The organism is Campylobacter sp. RM10537, assembly GCF_022369435.1.
Taxonomy (GTDB): Bacteria; Campylobacterota; Campylobacteria; order Campylobacterales; family Campylobacteraceae; genus Campylobacter_D; species Campylobacter_D molothri.
In genome coordinates, this window is record NZ_CP059597.1 from 496,557 (window position 1) to 513,458 (window position 16,902).

The 16,902-nt window shown below is 26.4% G+C and carries 18 protein-coding genes and 1 tRNA gene; 11 read left to right on the top strand and 8 right to left on the bottom strand.

Going from position 1 to position 16,902, the window contains the following annotated elements; genetic code table 11:
* Positions 1-69 precede the first annotated feature (69 nt).
* Genes CMOL_RS02520 through CMOL_RS02535 form a run of 4 tightly spaced genes read left to right on the top strand, consistent with a single transcriptional unit; the run spans position 70 to position 3,890 of the window.
* Positions 70-561, top strand: a complete 492-nt coding sequence (locus tag CMOL_RS02520; RefSeq protein ID WP_200283004.1) for a DUF2603 domain-containing protein — start codon at positions 70-72, stop codon at positions 559-561.
* Positions 548-1,903, top strand: coding sequence for an oxygen-independent coproporphyrinogen III oxidase (gene hemN, locus CMOL_RS02525; protein ID WP_239820584.1), 1,356 nt, complete (start codon positions 548-550; stop codon positions 1,901-1,903). The genes CMOL_RS02520 and hemN overlap by 14 nt, the downstream gene beginning before the upstream one ends.
* Positions 1,900-3,165, top strand: coding sequence for a (Fe-S)-binding protein (locus CMOL_RS02530; RefSeq protein ID WP_239820585.1), 1,266 nt, complete (start codon positions 1,900-1,902; stop codon positions 3,163-3,165). Before hemN ends, CMOL_RS02530 begins: the two co-directional genes overlap by 4 nt.
* Entirely contained in the window at positions 3,162-3,890 is a 729-nt protein-coding gene (locus tag CMOL_RS02535) for a DUF5416 domain-containing protein (protein ID WP_239820744.1), read from the top strand. Before CMOL_RS02530 ends, CMOL_RS02535 begins: the two co-directional genes overlap by 4 nt.
* Here the strand turns inward: CMOL_RS02535 and CMOL_RS02540 are convergent.
* Positions 3,887-4,096 (bottom strand): hypothetical protein, encoded by a 210-nt coding sequence (locus tag CMOL_RS02540; RefSeq protein ID WP_200283013.1) that lies wholly within the window; start codon positions 4,094-4,096, stop codon positions 3,887-3,889. The genes CMOL_RS02535 and CMOL_RS02540 overlap by 4 nt on opposite strands.
* A 245-nt stretch (positions 4,097-4,341) precedes the next feature.
* Between CMOL_RS02540 and pepT the strand changes: the two genes are divergently transcribed.
* Genes pepT through CMOL_RS02555 form a run of 3 tightly spaced genes read left to right on the top strand, consistent with a single transcriptional unit; the run spans position 4,342 to position 7,960 of the window.
* On the top strand, positions 4,342-5,571 hold the full coding sequence (pepT, locus tag CMOL_RS02545) for a peptidase T (RefSeq protein WP_239820586.1): 1,230 nt from the start codon (positions 4,342-4,344) through the stop codon (positions 5,569-5,571).
* Between the two features lie 9 nt (positions 5,572-5,580).
* Positions 5,581-6,807 (top strand): MFS transporter, encoded by a 1,227-nt coding sequence (locus CMOL_RS02550; RefSeq protein WP_239820587.1) that lies wholly within the window; start codon positions 5,581-5,583, stop codon positions 6,805-6,807.
* 1 nt (position 6,808) lies between these two features.
* Positions 6,809-7,960 (top strand): M20 aminoacylase family protein, encoded by a 1,152-nt coding sequence (locus CMOL_RS02555; protein WP_200283023.1) that lies wholly within the window; start codon positions 6,809-6,811, stop codon positions 7,958-7,960.
* Here CMOL_RS02555 and CMOL_RS02560 read toward each other — a convergent pair.
* Entirely contained in the window at positions 7,953-8,699 is a 747-nt protein-coding gene (locus tag CMOL_RS02560; protein ID WP_239820588.1) for a YaaA family protein, read from the bottom strand. The genes CMOL_RS02555 and CMOL_RS02560 overlap by 8 nt on opposite strands.
* Before the next feature lie 41 nt (positions 8,700-8,740).
* On the bottom strand, positions 8,741-9,811 hold the full coding sequence (locus CMOL_RS02565; RefSeq protein ID WP_239820589.1) for a JlpA family lipoprotein adhesin: 1,071 nt from the start codon (positions 9,809-9,811) through the stop codon (positions 8,741-8,743).
* Positions 9,812-9,958: 147 nt separating this feature from the next.
* Here CMOL_RS02565 and CMOL_RS02570 point away from each other — a divergent pair, with 147 nt between their 5' ends.
* Together CMOL_RS02570 and CMOL_RS02575 are read left to right on the top strand one after the other, a co-directional pair.
* Entirely contained in the window at positions 9,959-10,795 is an 837-nt protein-coding gene (locus tag CMOL_RS02570) for a cysteine ABC transporter substrate-binding protein (RefSeq protein ID WP_239820590.1), read from the top strand.
* Between the two features lie 26 nt (positions 10,796-10,821).
* A complete protein-coding gene (locus CMOL_RS02575) occupies positions 10,822-12,048 on the top strand; it encodes an MFS transporter (protein ID WP_239820591.1) in 1,227 nt (408 codons plus the stop codon).
* Here the strand turns inward: CMOL_RS02575 and CMOL_RS02580 are convergent.
* Positions 12,045-13,313: a M20/M25/M40 family metallo-hydrolase gene (locus CMOL_RS02580; protein WP_239820592.1), complete on the bottom strand. Its 1,269-nt coding sequence runs from the start codon at positions 13,311-13,313 to the stop codon at positions 12,045-12,047. The genes CMOL_RS02575 and CMOL_RS02580 overlap by 4 nt on opposite strands.
* 58 nt (positions 13,314-13,371) lie before the next feature.
* Here CMOL_RS02580 and CMOL_RS02585 point away from each other — a divergent pair, with 58 nt between their 5' ends.
* Together CMOL_RS02585 and CMOL_RS02590 are read left to right on the top strand one after the other, a co-directional pair.
* Positions 13,372-13,899: a thermonuclease family protein gene (locus CMOL_RS02585; RefSeq protein ID WP_239820593.1), complete on the top strand. Its 528-nt coding sequence runs from the start codon at positions 13,372-13,374 to the stop codon at positions 13,897-13,899.
* Positions 13,900-13,907: 8 nt separating this feature from the next.
* A complete protein-coding gene (locus CMOL_RS02590; protein ID WP_200283040.1) occupies positions 13,908-14,081 on the top strand; it encodes a hypothetical protein in 174 nt (57 codons plus the stop codon).
* On the opposite strand, the gene CMOL_RS02595 is transcribed toward CMOL_RS02590, so the two are convergent.
* The 4 genes from CMOL_RS02595 to CMOL_RS02610 all read right to left on the bottom strand — a co-directional run bounded on the left by CMOL_RS02595 (position 14,082) and on the right by CMOL_RS02610 (position 16,853).
* Positions 14,082-14,660 carry a hypothetical protein gene (locus CMOL_RS02595; RefSeq protein ID WP_239820594.1) on the bottom strand — a complete coding sequence of 193 codons (579 nt, stop codon included), beginning with the start codon at positions 14,658-14,660 and terminating at the stop codon, positions 14,082-14,084.
* A gap of 70 nt (positions 14,661-14,730) precedes the next feature.
* Positions 14,731-15,603, bottom strand: a complete 873-nt coding sequence (cmoB, locus tag CMOL_RS02600) for a tRNA 5-methoxyuridine(34)/uridine 5-oxyacetic acid(34) synthase CmoB (RefSeq protein WP_239820595.1) — start codon at positions 15,601-15,603, stop codon at positions 14,731-14,733.
* 786 nt (positions 15,604-16,389) lie between these two features.
* Positions 16,390-16,475 (bottom strand) — tRNA-Leu (locus CMOL_RS02605).
* A gap of 27 nt (positions 16,476-16,502) precedes the next feature.
* Positions 16,503-16,853 carry a F0F1 ATP synthase subunit C gene (locus CMOL_RS02610; protein ID WP_200279404.1) on the bottom strand — a complete coding sequence of 117 codons (351 nt, stop codon included), beginning with the start codon at positions 16,851-16,853 and terminating at the stop codon, positions 16,503-16,505.
* Positions 16,854-16,902: the final 49 nt, after the last annotated feature.

The following is a 16,902-nucleotide window of genomic DNA, read 5'->3' on the forward strand; positions in this document are numbered from 1 at the left end:
ATTAATAAAATAAAAATATATAAAATTTAATTTTGTAAGATAAAGAAGAAAAATAAAAGGAGTTTTTTAATGAAAGAACTTGAAAAATATAGCAATTGTTTAAAACGTATTGATGAATTTAGTCAAAATTTAGGTATGAAAAAAGAAGATAGAGCTATTTTTGAAATGAAACAAACAGAAAAAGAAAATGAAGCATGTTTAGTGCTTAAAAATGGTAATTTTAATTCTCCTGAACCTTGGTTTATAGTGGATGAAAATGATGAAATTCATACCATGATTTCTTTAAGCAGTTTAAAAAATATTTTAGAAAGTTTAAAACAAACTCAAAAAGAAAATTTTGAATTAAAACTAGAAAAAGCAATTTATCAACAAATTCCTATAGATTTTAATGATGCTTGGGTAGTTGCTATGGATGAAATTAAAAAGCGTGTCAAAGAAGGTTTAATGGAATTTAATATAGATCTAGAAAAGCTTATTATAGATATAAAAAAAGAACATCCTAATTTATTTGTCGATATGGAAGCTATGGTTGAAAGGGTTAAAAACAATGAGAAATTATAAAGCTTTTGTAAAATACTCCAAAGCTGGACCTCGCTACACATCTTATCCTACGGCTGTAGAGTTTAATACTGATTTTAAATATACAGAATATTTAGAAATTTTAAAACAACAAAATAGATCTTTATCGCTTTATTTTCATTTGCCTTTTTGCAGAAGCGCCTGTTATTTTTGTGGATGCAATGTGATTTATACTGCAAAAGAAGAAAGCAAGGAGAGATATTTAAATTATATCCTTAGAGAACTTGATATTTTAAGTTCTATAGTCAATACAAAAAGAGAAGTAGTGCAAATGCATTTTGGTGGAGGAACTCCAACTTTTTTTAGTGCTAAGCAACTAGAGAAGCTTATTTTAAAAATAAAATCTATTTTTGAAAATTTTACTTTAGATGCTGAAATAAGTTGTGAGATTGATCCTCGTTTTTTAAATGAAGAACAAGCTGATGTTTTAACTAAGTATGGTTTTAATCGCATTAGTTTTGGGGTGCAAGATTTTTATGAGAAAGTGCAAAAAGAAATTCATAGAATTCAACCATTTGACTTGACTAAAAATGCTTTAAAATTAGTAAGAGATAGGGGTATAAAATCTGTTAATATGGATTTAATCTATGGTTTGCCTTATCAAACTTTAGAAAGTTTTACTCAAACTTTAGAAAAAATTTTAATTTTAAATCCGGATCGTTTAGCTATTTTTAATTATGCTCATGTTCCTTGGCTTAAGAAAAATATGAGGAAATTTGATGAAAATACCTTACCAAGTCCAGATATAAAACTTCAAATTTTAGAATTTTGTGAAAAATTTTTAAGTCAAAATGGTTATAAAATGATAGGAATGGATCATTTTGCTAAAGAAGAAGATGAACTTTTTAAAGCTTTAGAAAATGGTACTTTGCATAGAAATTTTCAAGGTTATACTACTAAAGGTGGTGCAGATTTGATCGGTATAGGACTTACTAGTATTGGCGAGGGAAAAAAGCATTATGCCCAAAATTTTAAAGATATGTTAAGCTATGAAAAGGCTATAGATGATGGAAGGCTACCTTTTGAAAGAGGTGTAAAATTAACTTTTGATGATGAGCTTAGAAAATATGTAATTATGAATTTGATGGCTAATTTTAGACTTGACATAAAAAAAGTAGAAGAAGAATTTAATATAAAATTTAAAGAATATTTTAAAGAAGATTTAAAAGCTTTAAAAGAATATGAAGATTTTTTAAATATAAGTGAGAATGATATTAAAGTTAATGAAACAGGAGTTTTATTGATACGTAATATTGCTATGTGTTTTGATGCTTATATGAAAAATATTAGTGAAGAAAAGAAAGTTTTTTCTAAAACAGTATGAATAATATTTCAGATATTTGCGTAAAATGTGGTAAATGTATACCTGGTTGTACTATTTATGATATCAATCGTGATGAAGTTACAAATCCAAGAGGCTTTTTGGATCTTATAGCAGCTTATAAAGAAGGAAAATTACAACTTAATAAAGAACTTGAAAATGTTTTTGAATCTTGTTTTTTATGCAACCATTGTGTAGAGATTTGTCCGAGTGAATTAAGCATTGATAATGCTATAGAAAAAATGCGTTTTGACATAGTAAAAGAGTTTGGTATGCCTTGGTATAAAAAAATCATACTTTCATGTTTGAAAAATCGCAAATGGCTTGATATATTGGCAAAATTAGGTTATATTTTTCAAAGTTGTGCTTTTCATATTCAAAATAAAGAATTTGAAAAAAATTTAGGTATGAGGGCTAAATTTTCAATGCCTTTTATAAAAAAAGGTCGATTTTTATCAAGTTTTCATAAAAAAAGTTTTTTAAATTTAAATCCTGATTTTATAGATAATGGTGGAAAAAAGACTATAGGATTATATGTGGGCTGCTTAACAAATTATTGTTATACACAAACAGGTTTTTCTACATTAAAAATTTTAAAAGAGTTAAATATTAATGTTGATTTGATGAAAAAACAAGCTTGTTGTGGAGTGGCGCATTTTTTTTCTGGGGATTTTAAGAGTGTTGAAATTTTAGCTAAAAAAAATATAGAATATTTTGAGAAAAAATTAGAAAAACTTAATGCGATAATTATTCCTGAAGCTACTTGTTCTGCTATGTTAAAAATTGATTATGAACGTTTTTTTATTATGCAAAATGAGAGAGATTGGGCTAATCGTGCTAAAAAAATTTCTTCTAAAATTTATATAGCAAGCCAATATTTATATCAATTTACTTCTTTGAAAGAACTTTTAAAAAATAAAAAACAAAAAAAATATAGTATTACTTATCATGATCCTTGTCATGCAAGAAAGATGCAAGGAATTTTTAAGGAACCAAGAGAATTATTAAAAACCAATTATACTTATATAGAAATGCAAGATTCTAATACTTGTTGTGGTTTTGGTGGGGTAAGTATGCAAATGAAACATTATGATAAAGCTTTAAGTGTAGGTGAAAAAAAAGTAAAAATGATTGATCAGACTATGGCTCATTTTGTAAGTGCTGAATGTTCAGCTTGCAGAATGCAAATTTCTAATAATTTGGAACAAAAATCAAGTAAAGTAGTTTTTGCACATCCTTTAGAGCTTATTGCTGAGGTTTTATAATGAAAATTGTTTTTATGGGAAAAAGTAATGAATATGAGATTGAAAAATCTAGTTTTTGCAGTGAAGCATTTTTGATTAAAGATAAAATTCCTAATAGAGATGGAATAGATTTTATTACTAAAAATGTTAGTATTTTGGAATTTAGTGATGAAAATTTTTCTTTTGATGAAATTATAAAACATTTAGAGGTTGATGTTGGCGAAGATATTATTATTGTGGAGAATTTTTTTCAACAAGAAAAAAATAAAGATGAAATTGAGTCTATATTAAAAGAAAATATAACCCAAGAATCAAGTCAAAAATTTCAGTCCTCAAAAACATTTTCTAGAATCTTTAAAAATTCCAATTTTATCATTAAAAATGAAAATAATATCCAAAGTGACATTGTGGAGATCTCTAAAAAAGATGAACTTGAAATTTTTAAAACTTTAGAATTTGAGGAAAAAGAAATTAGTTTTGTTAAACTTGAAATTATGAATTATGATAGTTACTATGATAGTTTAAATTTTAATCTCGAGGTTTTTCCAAGTGGTGCAAGTTATAAATATGGAATTTCTCAAAATACTATGTATGTGATTTTACAAGGAAAAATGTCAAGTGTTTCTTTATGTCGTTTTTTAAAGAGTTTTATTTATAAAAATAAAAACAAAAAAAGTACTTATAAAACTTTTTTCTTGACATTTAATCATAATATGATTTATAAACTAAGTGTTTCTTTTGTTTAATTGTTTGTAATATTTTCTATATTTGAGCGATTTTTTTCAATTAAAGTTCTATTTTTTTTTGCAGTTTCTTTAAGCTCTACAATATCTTCTTTGATATTTTGAATATTTTGATTTAAGAGATTGATCTTTCTTTCATAACGCATAATGATAATAAAAATTGCAAATAAAAATACAATAATTAAAAAAACAAATAATAAATGCTGCATCTTTGCTCCTTTTTTTGTGTGTAATACTATAACATTTTTCTTAAAAAAAAATGATTTTCTTTAAAAAATAAATAATTTTATTTAAAATTAAGAATTGACTATTATATAATTATTTTAATCAAAGATTAAGGATTTTTGATGAATTTTCTTTTAGAAAATATTTCTTTATTTCTTTCTTCAATAAAAAATCTTATGCAAAGATTAAAATTTATTATTGTTAAAATTTCTGTATTTAAGGATAAAATATGAATTATAAACAACTTCAAATTGATAATTTTTTTAATTATCTAGCTATACCTTCTCAAAGCAATGCAAAGGTTCAAAATTTACCTAGCTCGAAAGGACAATATGATTTAGCACTTTTATTAAAAAAAGAGCTTGAAAATTTGGGACTTAGTGATATTTTATTGCAAGATAATGCTATATTAACTGCAAGACTCAAAGGAAATTCAAAGAAAAAAAGCGTGGGTTTTTGTGCTCATTTAGATACTGTAGATGTTGGTCTTAGTGATATTATAAAACCTCAAATTTTAAAATTTGAAGGTAAGCCTTTATGTTTAAATAAAGAGAAAAATATCATATGCGATCCTAAAGATTATCCTGAACTTTTAAAATATATGGATGAAGAGATCATATTCTCAGATGGAACTAGTGTTTTAGGAGCTGATAATAAAGCGGCAATTTCAACTATCATGACTTTGCTGCATTATTTAGTCCATGAAAAGTGTGAACACGGAGACGTTTATGTAAGTTTTGTTCCTGATGAAGAAATAGGGCTTAGAGGATCTAAAATGCTTGATCTTAAATATTTTAAGCCTGATTTTGCTTTCACGATTGATTGTTGTGAGCTTGGAGAATTAGTATTTGAAACTTTTAATGCAGGATCGGCTTTTATAGAAATACAAGGAGTGAGTGCTCATCCTATGAGTGCTAAAGGAGTGCTTTTAAATCCTACTTTAATAGGAATAGATATAGCTAATTGTTTTGACAGATTACAAACTCCAGAAAATACAGAAAATGATGAAGGTTATATTTGGGTGCAAGAATTTCATTCTGATCAAATAAAAGCAAGTTTATATTTAAATATTAGAGATCATAATAAACAAAAATATGAAGAAAAAAAACAATATATTAAAGAAGTGGTTAATTTCATGCAAAAACGGTATAAAAGATCAATTATAACTTTAAAAATCGAGGATGTGTATTCTAATTTAAAAGATAGCATGAATGAATATAATAAAATAGGCTTAGAAATTTTGCATCAAGCTTTTAATGAATGTAATATAAAACCAAAAACTTTTCCTATGAGAGGAGGAACTGATGGGAGCGCTTTAGCTTTAAAAGGTTTATTTATGCCAAATTTTTTTACTGGGGCGCATAATTTTCATTCCGCGTTCGAATTTTTACCTTTAAAATCTTTTTATCAAAGTTTTGAGGTGGCAAAAAATATTATAAAAATTGCATCAACAAAATAAGGAGTATTTGTGCAAAATTCATTTTTATTTAATATGCAGCGTATAGGCGTTGCTTTTATTATATTTAGTGTTTATGCTGTTTTTAGTGCTTCTTGGGCTTCTACTGGATCTTTGATGCCTCTTATAAAAGCGGATTTGGGATTAGATAATCAAAAAGCAACTTTAATTACAAGTATTGTTGTTGTCGCAAAAATTTTTGGTGCTTCTTTTACAGCTTTTTTAATTTATAAATTCGGACTTAAGAAAGGATATTTTTTAGGTTGTCTTTTGATGAGTTCAAGTGTGTTTTTAGCTTTTATAGAAAGCTATCTGGGAATTTTAATAGTACGTTTTTTAATGGGGCTTGGTTCAGCTTGTGCATTAGTATGTTTGGTTCCTATTACTCAACAATGGTTTGAAAAGAAAAGTTTACATTTTATGATTAGTATTAATACAAATTCAAATATAGTTGGCTATATCATCGGAATTCTTTTTGCCGAAAGTATTTCAAATTATTTTGGAAATTGGCGTTATTCTTTGTCTTTTTATGCGTGGATTAATTTGGTATTAATTATTCTTTGGATTTTTATAGGAAAAGATAAAAAGATAGATGAAAAACAAGAAAAAATAGACAATAAAAAAGAGTTGTTATCAGCTATTAAATCGCCTTTAACTTGGGGTATGATTATCTTTTATATGGGGCCGATTTTATTTTTAAATTCTATTTTTACATTTTTGCCTACATTTTATGTGGAGTATGCAGGCTTTACTAAAGAATTAGCTGAAGTAGCTAAGAAAGAAATTCCTGTTTTAGCAAATGTAGCTATTATTTTTGGACCTTTTATAGGAATTTATTTTAAAAGAAAGGGCTATTCTTTTAAAAAGATGCTTCTAGTTGGAAGTTTGTGTATGCTTTTAAGTGGAATTTGTATGCTTTTTTTAAAAAAATGGATTATGGTAGAATTTTTTGCTATTTTATCAGGTTTATTTTTTTCTCTATGGTGGCCTTTTTTCTTTAATCTTCCTTCGGAATTAAAAGATACAAATCCGCACCGTAGTGCTTATATTATGAGTACTTTTTGGACAATAACTTTTATCATTTTATCGTTAAATCTTGAAATTGTATCATTTAGTGTAGATAAAACTAAAAGTTTTACTATAGGTTTTACTTATATGTTTATTTTGATTTTGGTTTCAGCTGTTGCATCGTTGTTTGTTTTTCCTAAAAAAGATCATTTTATAGAAGGAGGAAAATAAAATGAAATTAATACCAGAAATTGTAGATTTAAAAGATGAATTTGTAAAAATTCGTCATCAAATTCATGAAAATCCAGAATTAGGATTTGATGAAATCCAAACCGCAAGATTGGTGGCTAAAAAATTAAAAGATTTTGGTTATGAAGTTTATGAAGGCATTGGAAAAACAGGAGTTGTTGGAGTTCTTAAAAAAGGGAATAATGATAAAAAAATTGGACTTCGTGCGGATATGGATGCTTTACCTATGCAAGAATGTGCCCAAGTTGATTATAAAAGTAAAAAAGAAAATATAATGCATGCTTGTGGCCATGATGGGCACACAAGCTCTTTGTTGCTTGCTGCAAAATATTTAGCTAAACAAGAATTTAATGGAACTTTAAATCTTTATTTTCAGCCTGCTGAAGAAGGTTTAGGAGGTGCAAATGAAATGATAAAAGATGGCTTGTTTGAAAAATTTGATAGTGACTTTATTTTTGGATGGCATAATATGCCCTTTGGTTCATCAAAAAAATTTTATTTAAAAAAAGGTGCAATGATGGCTTCTTCTGATAGCTATACATTGGAGGTTATTGGCAAAGGAGGACATGGTAGCGCCCCAGAAAAAACTAAAGATCCTATTTATGTAGCTTCTTTATTAGTAATAGCTTTGCAAAGTATAGTATCTAGAAATGTTGCTCCGCAAAATTCAGCTGTTGTAAGTATAGGCTCCTTTAATTCGGGATATGCTTTTAATATTATTCCAGATAATGCTGTTTTAAAAGTTAGCATTAGATCGCTTGATAATGAAACTAGAAAACTAACAGAAGAAAAACTTCATAAAATTTGTCAAGGAATAGCAGATGCAAATGACGTAGAAATTAAAATTTCAAAAGAAATTATAGCCCCTATAACGATTAACAATGATGAGGCGGTGGAATTTGCATCAGAAGTTGCTAAAGAAATTTTTGGCGAAGAAAATTGTGAATTTAACCATCAACCTTTAATGGGAAGTGAAGATTTTGGATTTTTTTGCGAAATGAGAAAATGTGCTTATGCCTTTTTAGAAAATGAAAATGACATATATTTACATAATTCTCATTATATCTTTAACGATGAGCTTTTGCCTAGAGCGGCAAGTTATTATGCTAGTTTAGTTTTAAAATATCTCAAATAGAATCTGATATTTCAAGTATAATTTCTTCTTTCAAGCCTTTAATTTGAATTTCTTTGAGCTTAAGGTTTGATGGAAGATTATCTAATACTTCTTGATTTTTTTTAGCTTTTATATTTGCACACAAAGCAAGTAAAATTCCTCTATAAGCTTTTGCAAAATGACTAACTACTTTTCCATTTTTTATAAATTTATAGGTAAAAAATTTCTTTTTAGGAATGTAAAATTTATCATAAAATCCTGCTCTTAAATCAAGAATTTCTTCATTTTTTAAATACTCATCTAAAGCATTGCTAAAATACTCTTTATAAAATTTTTCTATATTAAAATTTCCAAGTTTTTTGCCTTGTTTAAATTTGTAAAAAGGAAGAGTATCGCTAGCCTTTACAACTCCAAAAAGATTGGAAAATATAAGGGTATTTTCTAAGATATAGTTTTGGCTTTCAAGATTTAAAGAATTAAATTTCAGATATTCGTAACTCACGCCATTATAAAGTGTTATGGCGCTTTGAGTGGAAGCTTTTCTTAAATCGTGTTTGAATTTGTTTATTTCACTCTCATTTTTTATCCCAAAAAGTTCTTTTAAATCCTCTAAATTGCAATCTTGAATATATTTTTCATATTTATCTAGAGCTTGCATTCTATAAGCAAATAATTCTTTAAATATGAATGAATTTTCATTAATCGGTTTTTGCGTACAATTTTCATCTTTTCCTTCACTCGGAGAAAATAAAATTTTCATAATAATCCTTTTAGAACATTAAAATGGAGTTTTTCTCCATTTTAATATGGTAATCCATAAATAGAATTATTAAACATCATTGTTAAGTCAGTAAAGTCTATTCCATTGATAGTTATTTTTTTTATAATCTTTGCTTGTTCTTGAGGATATGTGCTTAAAGGAATATCTTTAAAAAATACTTCTATATTAAGTTTATAAGTTGGATCTTGAGTAATTTTTTCGAGTGCTTGCAAAGCTTTGTCAATTATTAAAGTTTGTTTTTCATCTTTACTTTGATCTTTGGCTATTTTAAGTATAGAATTAGCCATTTCAATATAGTCTTTAAAAACTTCTTTTGTATCCAAAGACAACGTGAGTTTTGCATCGTGAATAATAATATTTTCTTGTATTTGAGGAAGTATAGATTTAAAATTATCAATACTTGTGTTATTTTCATCAATATTTTTAATTGAAAGCGAATTTGTATCGTACTTAAGCCCTAGAGAATCCAATATATCTAAGAATTTAGATTTATAATCTAGATTAATATTAAGGTTGAAATTGAGTTGATTATTACCTTGGACATTAAAACTGAAAAGATAATTATAATTTTCATCATTCTTTTTAGAATTTAAATTTTTAAATGATATTGTAAAAGGATTGGAAATTAGTTCTTTAAGATAATCATTTATTTTTTGATTTTTATTTAAATGTATTTTGTTTATTTGATCAATTATTTCATCGCTTAATTTTAAGTTTTTTAAGATAATTTCATCTTGTAATTTTTCATTTTTAGAAAGTAAAAAATTTAATAATTCTTGAAAAGAAATAAGTTCTTTTTTATCTCCTGTATAAATTTCATTGGATTTATATTCTATATTTTCAATTTCAAATATTTTTTTATGATTAGGATCAAAAACTTCTAAATTAGGGCTCATGCACTTTATAGAATTGCCATCGCTTTGGCATTTAAAATCATTGAATTTAAAAAAGTCTTTAGTTAAATTTTGTTCCTCTTTAATTTGTGTATTTAAGGTATTTTCATATTTTTTTACGATAGATTGATCTAGTGAATTATCACTACATGCCACAAATAAAGCTAAACTTGCACCAAGCATGAGATTTTTTTTCATAATTTTCCTTATTTTTATTTTTTTTAAAATAAAATTATAACAATAAACTTTTAGATTTCATGTAAAAAACAGAATAAAAAATTAAAAATTTTTAAGTATAATAATTTGTTATAATTTTTCTTAATTAAATGATTATGGAGATAATAAATGAAAAAAATATTCTTGAGTATTTTTACAGCTATAATAGCTATATTTTTAAGTGCTTGTGGAGAAAATTCAAAACAGATTAATTCTCTTGAAAAAATTAAGCAAAATGGAATTGTAAGAATAGGTGTGTTTGGAGATAAACCTCCTTTTGGTTATGTAGATGAAAAAGGTAAAAATCAAGGTTATGATGTTTATTTGGCAAAACGCATAGCAAAAGAACTTTTAGGAGATGAAAATAAAGTTCAATTTGTGCTTGTTGAAGCTGCTAATAGGGTAGAGTTTTTAAAATCAAATAAGGTTGATATTATTTTAGCTAATTTTACCCAAACCCCAGAAAGAGCAGAGCAGGTAGATTTTTGTTTACCTTATATGAAAGTAGCTTTAGGGGTTGTTGCTCCAAAAGATAGTACAATTCATAGTATAGAGGATTTAAAAGATAAAATCTTGCTTATAAATAAAGGCACAACAGCGGATGCATATTTTTCAAAAAATTATCCTAATATAAAAACCTTAAAATACGATCAAAATACTGAAACTTTTGCAGCTTTAATGGACAAAAGAGGAGATGCTTTAAGCCATGATAATACTTTACTTTTTGCTTGGGTAAAAGATCACCCTCAATTTAAAATGGCCATCAAAGAATTGGGAAATAAGGATGTTATAGCTCCTGCGGTTAAAAAAGGTGATAAAGAACTTAAGCAATTTATCGATAATTTAATTATTAAATTAGGTGGGGAACATTTCTTTCACAAAGCTTATGATGAAACATTAAAGCAGCATTTTGGAGATGATGTTCAAGCTGATGATGTGGTTATTGAAGGCGGTAAAATACAATAAAGGTTTCTCCTTTATTGTATAAAAATATGCAAAAAAAATATAAAAATATTGCTTATGCGTCTTTAGGTGGAGCATTAGAATTTTATGATTTTGTTCTTTTTGTGTTTTTTTTAGATATTTTTTCTAAGATTTTTTTTCCGCAAAATAATTTTTTTTGGACTCAAATAAATACCTATATTTCTTTTGGAATAGCTTACTTAGTTCGTCCATTTGGAGCTATAATAATGGCACATTTTGGAGATAGATACGGTCGTAAAAATATCTTTTATCTGTCTATTTTTTTTATGGTTGCACCTAGTTTTTTTTTAGCTTTTTTGCCTACTTATGAAATGATAGGATTGTATTCTACTTTTGCCTTATTTTTAATTCGTATTTTACAAGGTTTAGCTATAGGAGTTGAGGTAAGTGGAGCTTGGGTTTATATCAGTGAATTTGTAAAAGGAAATAAAATTCCTATTTTTCTTGGTTTTGCCTCTGCTGCTTTAACTTTAGGTTTATTATTGGGAAATTTTACAGTTTTAATTTTAGATAATTATTTTTCTAAGGAACAAGTGGAGCAATATGCATGGAGACTTCCCTTTATTTTGGCTGGAATATTTGGAATTTTTATTTTATCATTAAGAAAAAAAATAGATGAAACTCCAGAATTTTTAAAATTAAAGATTCGAAAACAACTTGTAAATTTTCCATTAAAACATGCCTTAAAAACGCATAAAATGAGTATGTTTATTTGTTTTTTAATGACTATAGTTTTAACAAGCGGCATTGCAACTTTAATGATTTTGCCAAAATATTTTTCATCAATATTTAATTTTGACCCATCTCAAGGTTTATGGATGCAAAATTTTGGAATTTTATCCGTGATTTTTGGATCTATAGTTCAAGGATTTTTAGCTAGTAAATGGGGAAGCTATAAAATTTGTTCTTTTTTTAGCATAAGTTTAATGTTTTTTGGAATTTTATTTAGTTTTTATAATCAGCAATTTTTATGGTATTTTCTAATCGTTTGTTTTTCGCAAGGTATTATTACCTTTGCACCTGTTTTCATGACTCAAATCTTTAAAAATGAAATTAAATTAAGTGGATTAAGTTTTGCTTATAATATTTCTTATGCTTTTTTAGCTTTTCTTATACCTTTTATAATTGATTTTTTATATAAAAAATATTTAGGATTTTATTTTGTTTTTGTAGGAATGTGTTCCTTGTTTTGTATGTTTTTATTGAAAAAACATACAAAGAAAATTAAAAATTAATTGAGATTTTGCAAAACTTCAAAAACAACTTTAGAAATTTTTTCTACAGAAGCTATTTCACAACGTTCATCGGTAGAGTGAGGATTATAAATGTTTGGGCCTATAGAGGCGCATAATAATTTTTGTTTTTTTTCTATGATCCCGCATTCAAGCCCCGCATGAATAGCTGAAATTTTAGCCTCTGGAGATACTTTTTTTAAAGCTTTAAAAACTAAGTCGCTTAGAGCATTAGGTTTGCCTTCCCAAGGTGGATAAAAATTAAAGCTTTTGCTTTGATAACCAAAAGCTTTAAAAAATTCTAAGGTTTCAAATTCAATTTGTTTTAAATCATCTAAAGTATTAGATCTTGCAAAAAGTGCAAATTCTATTTGATTGTTTTGCATTTTTAAGGTTGCAAGATTGATACTAGTTTGAACTATTCCTAAGGTTTCATTATAGGCTCTAACTCCATGAGAAAAACTATTGATAGTATCTAAAAGTTTATCACTTTGATCGCAAAATTCAAATTCTTTTTCACCTTTAAATTCACATTTTATCCATTCATTTCCCTTGACTTCATTTTCAAAACATACTAGAGCTTTGGCATGTTTTGGTATAGAATTAACTCTTTCCCCACCTTCAAAAAATATAATTTTTCCATGATTTTGTTTTATAAATTTTGCCATTTCTTTAATAGAGCTTTTTTCATTATTTATGATATTAATTCCTGAATGACCACCTTTAAAATTTTGTGCTTGCAATTCATAAATTTTGCCTTTACTTTTTATATTTTTATAATGTAAAGTCGATTCTATATCAACACCACCGGCACAACCTATCATAATCTCATTATCACTTTCGTGATCTAAATTTAAAAGCATCTTTGATTGTATAGTATGCTCTAAAGAATTAACCCCCATAAGACCAACTTCTTCATTATTAGTAAAAAGACATTCTAGATTTTCAAATTGATTCATCGCGCTCATCATGATTGCTATTCCTATGCCATTATCTGCACCTAGACTTGAATTTTTGGCTTTTAAATATCCATTTTCTTCATAAACATCCACTTTAGGCGCATCTCCCATGCATACCATATCGTAATGGCTTTGTAAACAAATTTTAGGATTACCTTTAATAGCGTGAATATTTCCGGCTTCGTCTACATTAACTATAAAATTTTTATCTTTAGAATAATTAATTAAAAATTCTTTCATTTCTTCAGTCTCATAGCTACAATGCGGAATTTTGCATAAATCTTTAAAATTATCTATAACTTTTTGCATTTTCTCTCCTTTTCTTTGTTAAAATTATGGCATATTTTTTAAAAAAATAAGGATAAAATTGAGAATAAATTACAATAAAATCTTAAATTTAAGAAGTATTTTAAGCGATCCTAAAAAACTCTTAGCAATTTTGATTTTTTCCTTTGCGATTATATTTATTCAAAATTATATGGCAAAAACACCAAGTTTTAAAGCCAAAGTTGTTAGGGTAATTGATGGCGATACTATAGAAATTCTTAATTCCAATAAAACAAGTAAAGTAAGGTTTTTTGGTATAGATGCGCCTGAAATCAAACAAAATTTCGGAAAAGAAGCTAAAAATAATTTAAATCAAATTTTAAAAAATAAAGAAGTGGAAATTTTTTATAAAAATAAAGATATTTATGGTAGAATTGTTGCTGTTGTTAAGCTTAATAATGTAGATATAAATTGTTGGATGGTAAGCAAAGGCTATGCTTGGGCTGATACTTATTATACAAATGTATATATTAAAGAGCAAAAAAAAGCTCAAAAATATAAATTAGGACTTTGGAAAGAAAAAAATCCTATTGAGCCTTATAAATGGCGCAAACAAAATAGATTTTGAGAGTAGTTATGAAAAAATATATACTGGTTATAATATCACTTTTAGGATTTTCTGGATGTTTTATTAATGAAAGAGGTGTTTCAAATCGTTTTTATGATGATTGTAAGGAATATTATGATGCAAGCGGAATGTATCATAAAGACTGTCCTAATAATTGGATTGATATTAAAATGACTCCTTAATTATTTTCCCATTGAGGCTAAAATTGTTGCCGCCATTGCATCAGGATTAACACCAGATGTGTTTGATTTTTCTTCTTGTTGTGTGTCTTTAACTGAATTAACTGGTGGACGTTTTAAATTAAAAATGTGTTCATCCGTAGTTACAATTTGTATTGTACCTTCAAACATTTTTATATCTTTTGTATATCCAATCACCCTCACATCTCTTTTTTTAGATGTTTCATCAAATAAGGCATGGGCTTCAAGCTGAAGAACGTCTCCTATTTTTAATGGAGCATAAAAAAAACATTTTGATCCTATAACGACAGAAAATTCTTTATTAATTGCAGCTTGCGCAACATAATTAGCAGCAGCAAATATAAAAGCATCAAAAATTAATCCATGTTCATCAACTACCATATCATTTGTTGTAATTAAAATAGATTTGGCAAAATTTTTATCAATTTCGATAATGGTGCCCGCTACTGAAGTATTGAGTTCTAAACAGGTTATAAGTTCAGATCTTACTTTGGATAAATTTTCCTGTGAGACATATTCTTCAAGTTGTACATAGTCTTCAAAATTGTCTTTTTTTGCCATTTGTTACCTTTTTTGATAAATATTTTATCTATAAATTCAAAAATGAAAATCGGCAAAAAATAAAAATAATTTATATCTTTATTTTTACATAAACTCTTTTTGGGGCTTCATAACCTTCTACAGTAAGATTTTTATTATTTGGATCTAAAAAATTATTTAATGAGTAAGAGTCAATCCATTCTGTTTTTCTTTGCTCATTTTCATCAGTTTTTTTTGTGCTTAAAATTTGAAAATCTTTAAAGCCTGCTCTTTCGCACCAATTTTTTAAAGCACTTATGCTTGGGATAAAATAAATATTTGGAATTTTTGAATAGGTTTTATTTGGAACAAGTGCAATTTCTCTTTCATCTTCTATATACATAGTGTCTAAAAAAACTACCCCATTTTTATTGAGTCCTGATTTTAATTCTTTTAACATTTTAATTGGATCGCTTCTATGATAAATAACTCCAAGGCAAAAAATCACATCAAACTTAAGTGGATAATTTGGAAGATCTTCGACACCTAAAAGCTCATATTTTATTGAAGTTTTAGCTAAGGCATTGATGAGTTCAAATTGTAGTCGATATTTTATAGAGGGATCAAAACCTACTAATAATGCTGGGTTAAATTCGAGCATTTTAAACATATAATAACCATTATTGCACCCAATATCCGCTACTGTTTTTCCTGAAATTTCATTCATAAAAGGTTTTAAGATATTAAATTTAATATAACTTTTCCATTCGGCGTCAATAAAAAGATCATTTATTTGGAAAGGACCTTTTCTCCATGGTTTTAACTCTTTTGCAAGTTCTAAAATTTCATCTTTTTGAATGTTATTTGTATTTAAAATTACACTGTCTTTTAAATAGAGTTTATTTTCATTATTTAATTCTTTTAATTTTTGAATTTTAAGATATAAAGGATGTTTTAATAATTGATTTTCTAAAATATTTTTCATCGGGGCCTTTTTAGAGAATATATTTTTTTTAATTATGCAAAATAAAATTATAACAAAAAGATATTTATAAAAATTCTTATGAAATTAATAAAGTTAGAAAATTAGAATAATTTTATGTTTAATTTGTGAAAAATTTAAAATTATTTAAAACTAAATCACTAAAATAAAATTCTAATAAATTAAGAATGCAGCTAGATTTAACTTTAAGTTGAGTGAATCCAAGTATTTTTATTGCAAAATTAGAAGATGTAATTATGAATTTGATAATGCTAAATGTATTCAATGTCAGTAATTATAAAATAGAACTTTTAAAAGCTTTGGTGAGCTATAGAAAAGCAGTTTGTTACTGTAGCAAAAAATAATAGGAGAGAGTAGAGTTTAATTATAATTTATCTTATAAAAATTCTGATTAAAATGTGTAATTATGGTAGAGATTGTATCTTGAAAATATATTTTTTTCTTATTTTTTAATTATAAAATATTTATATAAAACAATTCATATGAGTAAATTTTTTAAATTCATATTTTATTATAAACTTTAATCGATTGCTTTTATTTTTTTAAATTATTTAAATTATGAGATTATATCTATGAAAAATTATTAACTTTACCATTAATATAAAGTGTAAAATATTAATCAATATTTTTTAGACTTTTTAGTTTAAGAATAAAAGGTTATCAAATTTAAAAAATATAAATTTTAAGAAAAAAACTTTATTAAAAATTTTTATAAATATTTTAATTGGTTTAATAATTGAAATAATTTATAGAGTTGTATAGTATTAATGGTGCGGTTAGCGAGATTTGAACTCGCACACGCTGAGCGCACCACCCCCTCAAGATGGCGTGTCTACCAGTTCCACCATAACCGCATAAAAGTCCAAAATAGGACTTTATCTTTAAGATGCAGCAGGAATAAATTTTATAAAAGGGTTTGCATAAAGTGCTATAAGAGCAATAACAAGCGCATAAATCACTTGTGCTTCAATCATAGCTAAAGCAATGAACATTGTAGTCATTAATTTTGGTCCAAGTCCAGGATTTCTAGCTGTTCCTGCTATAGTTGCTGCAGCTGTACTTCCCATACCGATAGCACCACCGAGTGCCGCAACTCCTAATCCCAAACCAGCAGCTAATACTGAAAAAGCTTTAATCCAAGTGTTCATAGCTTCTTGTTCTACTAAATTATTTGTTTCAGCTGCAAAAGCCACTGCTGAAAAAGCTAAAAGCAGAAAAAATATTTTTTTCATAATAAAATACCTTTGTGTTAATAAAAATTTCTATCCTAAACCTTTAATA

Excerpts from the sequence above, each read along its gene's own strand:
- CMOL_RS02570 (WP_239820590.1), top strand. The coding sequence starts at position 9,959 with ATGAAAAAAATATTCTTGAGTATTTTTACAGCTATAATAGCTATATTT.
- CMOL_RS02520 (WP_200283004.1), top strand. The coding sequence starts at position 70 with ATGAAAGAACTTGAAAAATATAGCAATTGTTTAAAACGTATTGATGAA.
- CMOL_RS02610 (WP_200279404.1), bottom strand. The coding sequence starts at position 16,853 with ATGAAAAAAATATTTTTTCTGCTTTTAGCTTTTTCAGCAGTGGCTTTT.
- CMOL_RS02590 (WP_200283040.1), top strand. The coding sequence starts at position 13,908 with ATGAAAAAATATATACTGGTTATAATATCACTTTTAGGATTTTCTGGA.
- CMOL_RS02575 (WP_239820591.1), top strand. The coding sequence starts at position 10,822 with ATGCAAAAAAAATATAAAAATATTGCTTATGCGTCTTTAGGTGGAGCA.
- cmoB (WP_239820595.1), bottom strand. The coding sequence starts at position 15,603 with ATGAAAAATATTTTAGAAAATCAATTATTAAAACATCCTTTATATCTT.
- CMOL_RS02560 (WP_239820588.1), bottom strand. The coding sequence starts at position 8,699 with ATGAAAATTTTATTTTCTCCGAGTGAAGGAAAAGATGAAAATTGTACG.
- CMOL_RS02540 (WP_200283013.1), bottom strand. The coding sequence starts at position 4,096 with ATGCAGCATTTATTATTTGTTTTTTTAATTATTGTATTTTTATTTGCA.
- CMOL_RS02595 (WP_239820594.1), bottom strand. The coding sequence starts at position 14,660 with ATGGCAAAAAAAGACAATTTTGAAGACTATGTACAACTTGAAGAATAT.
- CMOL_RS02580 (WP_239820592.1), bottom strand. The coding sequence starts at position 13,313 with ATGCAAAAAGTTATAGATAATTTTAAAGATTTATGCAAAATTCCGCAT.
- CMOL_RS02530 (WP_239820585.1), top strand. The coding sequence starts at position 1,900 with ATGAATAATATTTCAGATATTTGCGTAAAATGTGGTAAATGTATACCT.
- CMOL_RS02565 (WP_239820589.1), bottom strand. The coding sequence starts at position 9,811 with ATGAAAAAAAATCTCATGCTTGGTGCAAGTTTAGCTTTATTTGTGGCA.
- pepT (WP_239820586.1), top strand. The coding sequence starts at position 4,342 with ATGAATTATAAACAACTTCAAATTGATAATTTTTTTAATTATCTAGCT.
- hemN (WP_239820584.1), top strand. The coding sequence starts at position 548 with ATGAGAAATTATAAAGCTTTTGTAAAATACTCCAAAGCTGGACCTCGC.
- CMOL_RS02555 (WP_200283023.1), top strand. The coding sequence starts at position 6,809 with ATGAAATTAATACCAGAAATTGTAGATTTAAAAGATGAATTTGTAAAA.